The organism is Sphaerisporangium aureirubrum (assembly GCF_042658925.1).
Classification (GTDB): Bacteria; Actinomycetota; Actinomycetes; order Streptosporangiales; family Streptosporangiaceae; genus Sphaerisporangium; species Sphaerisporangium aureirubrum.
In genome coordinates, this window is record NZ_JBHSRF010000164.1 from 1 (window position 1) to 4,739 (window position 4,739).

Below are 4,739 nucleotides of genomic sequence, written 5' to 3' on the forward strand. Positions count from 1 at the left end.
GGGGGTGGGGGCAGGATGGGGTGGGTGGGTTCACTGGATGGGAGGGGCTTTTATGGGTGAGATCAGGGCTGAGGATGAGGTTGTGGGGTTGTGTCGGGATCTGATTCGGATCGATACGACCAACTCGGGGGACAACGCTGGGCCGGGGGAGAGGGTGGCGGCGGAGTATGTGGCGGAGCGGTTGGGGGAGGTGGGGGTGGAGGCTCGGGTGCTCGAGTCTTCGGAGAGGCGGGCCAATGTGGTGGCGCGGATCGAGGGGGTGGATCCCTCTCGGGAGGCGCTGCTGTTGCATGGGCATCTTGATGTGGTGCCGTTCGACGCGGGGGACTGGAAGCTGCATCCGCTGAGCGGGGAAGTGGCGGACGGTTGCGTCTGGGGGCGGGGGGCGGTGGACATGAAGGATATGGACGCCATGATCCTCGCGGTGGTGCGGCAGCGGCTCAGGGAAGGGCGGAGGCCGCCTCGGGACGTGGTGCTGGTGTTCACGGCCGACGAGGAGGCCGGGGGGGAGTACGGGGCGCAGTGGCTGGCCGAGGAGCACAAGGAGCTCTTCGAGGGGTGCACTGAGGCGATCGGGGAGGTGGGGGGGTTCAGCGTCTCCGTGGAGGAGGGGCGGCGGCTCTACCTTATCGAGGCGGCGGAGAAGGGGATCGCCTGGATGCGGCTCACGGCCGCGGGGCGTGCGGGGCACGGGTCGATGCTGAACAGCGAGAACGCCGTGACCGAGCTCGCGGAGGCGGTGGGGCGGATCGGGCGGTACGAGTGGCCGGTGCGGATCACGCCGACGGTGCGGGCCTTCTTCAAGGACGCGTTCGACATAGAGGTCGACGCGGTGGACGCGGCGACGGCCGTGGCCAAGCTCGGGCCGCTGGCCCGCATGATCGGCGCGACGCTGCGCAACACCGCCAACCCGACCATGCTGGCGGCGGGGTACAAGGCCAACGTCATCCCGCAGGTGGCGACGGCGCATGTGGACGGGCGGTTCCTGCCGGGGTACGAGGAGGAGTTCTTCGCGACGATCGACGAGCTGCTCGGGCCGCACGTGACCAGGGAGTTCCTGTACCACGACGTGGCGATCGAGACGGCGTTCGAGGGAGGTCTCGTGCGCGCCATGGCGGACGCGCTGCTGGCCGAGGACCCCGAGGCGCGGGCGGTGCCGTACACCCTGTCGGGAGGAACGGATCTGAAGGCCTTCAGCCGGCTGGGCATCAGGGGATTCGGGTTCGCGCCGCTTCGGCTGCCCGCCGACCTGGACTTCTCGGGGATGTTCCATGGCGTGGATGAGCGTGTACCTGTTGATTCGCTGCGGTTCGGGGTGCGTGTCCTTGACCGTTTCCTCGACGCGTGCTGACGTGTCGCGCGAAAAAGCGTTGCCGTCACGCCGAGTGCTGCTAATGTGACTTTCCGTTGAGGGGTTGGTCCGAGATCGGCCCTGCGAAAGCCGGGCCGATCGAGGAGTTCGGGGAGGTCACGTGGCACGTACGCCGGATGGGCGATGGACGGCGAGTCAGCCGTCCGTGGTCCGGCTCGTGCCCGTGGCCGCTCCCAGCGATCAGGCGGCCGACACGCGGGAAGGCCGGATGGCGCGGTTCGCGGCCGGCGCCCGGTACGGTCGCCGGCTTGTCATCGGCGGGATGATCGCTATCGGCTGGCTTCTGGCGCTGGCCTTCGGTTTCGTCGGTGCCGGCCCCGCGACAGCGGAAGCTCGTATCCCTGCGGGGCACCTGACCCCCGTCACGGTCGTCGAGGCGGGTAACTCCGCCGAGGCCGCCGCGACCGGAGCGCCACGCTCCGCCATCTCCACAACCCCCCATGTCGCGACCGGGCCGGCTTCGGCCGGCGGTTTCCCCACGGTGAGCGACATCGTTCCGGCGGATGCCGGAGCCATCGCGGGGCGCACGGTGGACGGGCTCACCAGCCAGTCCATGCCTGCCCCTTCCCCGCCGTCCGCCGCCGAGCATTCGGCGGGGGCCAACGGCTTCGTGCCGCGAAACGGCGGGGCCGGCCTCTCGGGGGTCGGGGACGTCGCACGGTCAGTCCTCCCGCGGCCTTTGGTCGCGCGGGTCTGTCCGGCGCGTGCCGTCGTCCAGATCGTCCGCACTATCGCGGATGATCCGTCTTTCTCTCCTGACTGATTCCACCGCAGTGCCGGTCTGGGCCTGAAGTGCCCGGGACGGCTCGCGGAGCGTGCCGGTGATCGTTGGACTTTGGCAGGTCCACCCCGCCCGCTCCGCCCTGGTGAAGTTTCAGTTTTCACGTCACAGCAGGTCACAGCGGGTCGCCGCATGTCCCGGACGGTTCGGGACCGTGCTTCGGCCGCGCGAGGACTGAGTGATCAAGGCGACCCAGCACGATGTGAGACGTGCGACCGGTCTCTTCGCTCCTGTCGTTGTGCGGCTCGTGATCCAGCGTGCCGCGGGTCGTCCACCGGTTCCGGGTGCACCGGACGATCCGTGCTCCACACGAGCCCGCTCGTGGCCTGGCGAAATCTCCCCCCAAAGATCAAGGAGCGACCTGTTATGCGAACGTGGGCGAAGGCCACAGCCCCCGCCGTCCTGGCGGTCGGCGTCATGGCCCTCAGTGGCGGCACAGCCCTGGCCGACACCTCCGGTACCGGTTCCATCGGCGGAGGAAACCAGGTCAACCTGCCCATCAACCTGCCGGTGGACATCAGCGGCAACTCCGCGGCGGTGGCCGGCGAGTCCTCGGCCTCCTCGCAGGGTGGCGCGTCCGTCCAAGGCGGTTCCGGTGCCGGGAGCATCCCCGGCAGCACGTCCGGTAGTAACAGCGTGCTCGGTGGCAACCAGGTGAACGCCCCGATCAACGCGCCGATCAACTTCTGCGGCAACGCCGCGTCCCTGTTCGGGCGGTCGGACGCCCGCTGCCGTGGCGGGGCGACGGTGAAGAGTCCCGGGCCTGGCGGCGGTACGGGCGGCAACCGTACGGACGGGCGGAACAGCGTGCTCGGCGGCAACCAAGTGAACGCCCCCGTCAACGCGCCGATCAACTTCTGCGGCAACGCGCTGGCGGTGTTCGGTGAGGCCGTCGCGGGCTGCACCGGCGGCGCCGTCGTCAAGGGCGGCGGCGCGAGCGGGGCGGGCGGCAACCGCACCTCCGGGCGGTCTTCCGTCCTCGGCGGGAACCAGGTGGTCGCGCCGATCACCGCGCCCGTCAACATCTGCGGCAACTCCATCGCGCTGATCGGTGAGGCGTTCTCCGGGTGCCGCGGTGGCGCCAAGGTCAAGGGCGGCAACGGCGGGTACGTCGGCGGCGCCGGGCGCGGCGCGGGCGGGAACGTCACCGACGGCCGGCACAGCGTCGGGGGCGGCAACCAGGTGGTCGCGCCGATCACCGCGCCGGTGCTGGTCTGCGGCAACGTCCTCGGGGCCGGGCGTCAGCGGTGCGAGGGCGGCGTGCATGTGCCGCCGGCCGGGAGCGGGAGCGGGGCCGGGGGGAACCTGACCTCCGGGAAGTCCTCTGTCCTCGGCGGGAACCAGGTGGTCGCGCCGATCGCGGCGGCCGTCAATGTCTGCGGGAACGCCGTGGCCGTGCTGGGCGACGCCTTCGCCGGGTGCCGGGGCGGTGCTTCGGTGGGGCGGGGCGGCGGGGCGAACGCGGGCGGCAACCTCACCTCGGGGCGGTCTTCCGTCCTCGGGGGCAACCAGGTGGTCGCGCCGATCGCGGCGGCCGTGAACGTCTGCGGGAACGCGGTGGCGGTGCTGGGTGACGCGGCCGCGGGGTGCCTCGGTGGCGCCAGCGTGGGCGGTCACCACGGCGGAGGCCACGGGTACGCCCGCAGCTCTGGGGCGATGGCGGCCAAGCAGTCCGGGCTGCTGCCGGTGCTCCCGCTGCTGCCGCTGGCGCCCGAGCGGCGGGCCTCCGCGGTGAGTCACCACCAGTCGGGTGGGCCCGTGCCTCCCGGTGGTGAGGCGCCGGTCGGGACGCCGGCGCTGCCGGCGCTGCCGGTTCTGCCCGGGGAGGTGGCGGGTGCCCAGCAGTCCGGTGGGGATCCGCTGGCTCCGGTCAAGGACGCTGTCTCCGGTACTCCGGCGGGTGACCTGGTCAAGGGCGACGCCCTCGGTGATCTGCCGGTCGGGCGGTCCGGGCTGATGAGCGCGGAGCAGCCTGTCGGGGTCACCGGTATGAACGCCGCGTCGCTGGGCGCGTTGCTGGCGGGGGGTGTGTTCGCCGCCGCGGCCCTGTTCCTCGCGGGGGCCCGTCGGCTGCGGCCGCGCCGTAGGTGAGCTGAGGTCCGGTCTTTCCGGACCCCCATAGACGCTTCGCCGTCGTGAGGACGGCCGGTGATGCTGGGCTCATCCGAGCCGGGCTCGCACGGCGAAGCACAGGAGCTTTGCCCGCTTCCGGGGGCGCGGCCCGGGGCGGGCAAAGCCATGCCTGGATTCGGCCGCCCAGTGGTCGGAGCTGAGAGGGGCCGGTTGATCGCCGTAGGGCGGCGCCGGATTCGCCGTCCCACGTCTCGCCGTCGCGGCGCCGAAGGCAAGTGCCTTTGGCCGGTGCCTGGCCTGTCGGCCGGTGCCTGGCCTGTCGGCCGGTGCCTGGCCTGTCGGCCGGTGCCTGGCCTGTCGGCCGGTGCCTGGCCTGTCGGCCGGTGCCTGGCCTGTCGGCCGGTGCCTGGCCTGCCGGCCGGTGCCTGGCCTGCCGGCCGGTGCCTGGCCTGTCGGCCGGTGCCTGGCCTGTCGGCCGGTGCCTGGCCTGTCGGCCGGTGCCTGGCCTGTCGG

At 72.0% G+C, this 4,739-nt stretch carries 3 protein-coding genes; all 3 read left to right on the forward strand.

The window, feature by feature from the left end:
- Window positions 1-37: 37 nt before the first annotated feature.
- The 3 genes from ACFP1K_RS40835 to ACFP1K_RS40845 all read left to right on the forward strand — a co-directional run bounded on the left by ACFP1K_RS40835 (window position 38) and on the right by ACFP1K_RS40845 (window position 4,244).
- A complete protein-coding gene (locus ACFP1K_RS40835) occupies window positions 38-1,351 on the forward strand; it encodes a M20/M25/M40 family metallo-hydrolase (protein ID WP_380763933.1) in 1,314 nt (437 codons plus the stop codon).
- Between the two features lie 166 nt (window positions 1,352-1,517).
- Window positions 1,518-2,135, forward strand: a complete 618-nt coding sequence (locus ACFP1K_RS40840; protein WP_380763929.1) for a hypothetical protein — start codon at window positions 1,518-1,520, stop codon at window positions 2,133-2,135.
- 384 nt (window positions 2,136-2,519) lie between these two features.
- Window positions 2,520-4,244, forward strand: a complete 1,725-nt coding sequence (locus ACFP1K_RS40845) for a chaplin family protein (protein ID WP_380763931.1) — start codon at window positions 2,520-2,522, stop codon at window positions 4,242-4,244.
- The last annotated feature ends 495 nt before the right edge of the window (window positions 4,245-4,739 follow it).

Coding starts and splice junctions, on each gene's coding strand:
- ACFP1K_RS40835 (WP_380763933.1), top strand. CDS start 38: ATGGGAGGGGCTTTTATGGGTGAGATCAGGGCTGAGGATGAGGTTGTG.
- ACFP1K_RS40845 (WP_380763931.1), top strand. CDS start 2,520: ATGCGAACGTGGGCGAAGGCCACAGCCCCCGCCGTCCTGGCGGTCGGC.